The organism is Campylobacter sp. 2018MI34, from assembly GCF_016598975.1.
In the GTDB taxonomy this organism is placed as follows: domain Bacteria; phylum Campylobacterota; class Campylobacteria; order Campylobacterales; family Campylobacteraceae; genus Campylobacter_D.
In genome coordinates this window covers 1-1118 of the sequence record NZ_JAENKS010000053.1, presented here as the reverse complement: position 1 = coordinate 1118, position 1118 = coordinate 1, and the positions used below count along the sequence as shown (strand labels likewise).

The following is a 1118-nucleotide window of genomic DNA, read 5'->3' as shown; positions in this document are numbered from 1 at the left end:
GTTAAATTTAATACATTTTTATACATTAAAAACCTTTTATAAAATATAAAGAAAATATTTTATTCTAAGATTTTTATAAAACTTTTTAATGTATTAAAATCGATCTTTAAATTTAAAATATTAAAAATAATTCCTGTTCCAAAAGAGCCTAAGCACAAATTCTTATCCCCCCCCCTCTCTCTAGTTGTTTTTGTAGGCAAATAAGATCTAAAACAAGTTTATTGATCAGAGTATTTCCATATTCTTTTAAACTATCATCAAAATTATTTTTAAGCTTTAGAGTATAAAAGAGCTTATCGCGAACAAAGCTATTGGCATTTTGAAATAAAAAATAATCTATTTCTTGTTTTTTTTGTTTAAAATAACTAAAAAAATCTTCAAAAAATATCGGAAATTTTTCCATAATAAATGAAAAAAATAAATTACCATCTGTCTTCATAAAATCATTGCCATTTTCATTAAAAGCTTTTAGTGGTAAAGTTTCTTCTAAGGCAAATTCTGAAAAAATATTTTGAGAATAAAACGCTTTTTGCTTAGTATTTGTTTTTTCTATTAAAATAGCACTAGCACTATCAGAAGTATTTAAAAAAGTAATTTTATCTTTTGGATTAATTTTTTTGCTTTTTACACTTGCACAAAGCAAAACAACTTTTTTTATATTTAAATGATCAAGCAATAAAAAAGCCCTCAAAAGACCTTGTAAAAATCCCCAGCAAAATACGCTAATATCAAAACACAAAGTATGATTGGCTAATTTTAAATTTTTATGCACCAAACTAGAACAGGCTGGAGCTAGAAAATCTGGAGTAAAACTTGCAAAAATCAATACATCAATTTCATCTTTTTTAATTAAATTTTGATTTAATAATTCTTCTAAAGCCTTGCTTGCTAAATCACTTGCATAGGTATTTTTATCACTTATAAAATGATTAAATATACCACTATTTTGCTGTAAAATTTTAAATTTATTTTCACTTAAATTAACAAAATTAAGCTCTTCTTCATAAGTGCGAGGATTTTTAGGTAAAACCACGCTTATAGCTTTTATGGAATGATTATTAATTGCTAATTTCATTTATAACCTTTAAATTTATTTTCTAATATCGATATTATTTTAA

1 protein-coding gene is annotated in these 1118 nt (G+C 23.5%); it reads right to left on the bottom strand.

Features of this window, described 5'->3' with window-relative positions; genetic code table 11:
• Window positions 1-148 precede the first annotated feature (148 nt).
• Entirely contained in the window at window positions 149-1075 is a 927-nt protein-coding gene (locus JG676_RS07685; RefSeq protein WP_200217856.1) for a 3-oxoacyl-ACP synthase, read from the bottom strand.
• Between the last annotated feature and the right edge of the window lie 43 nt (window positions 1076-1118).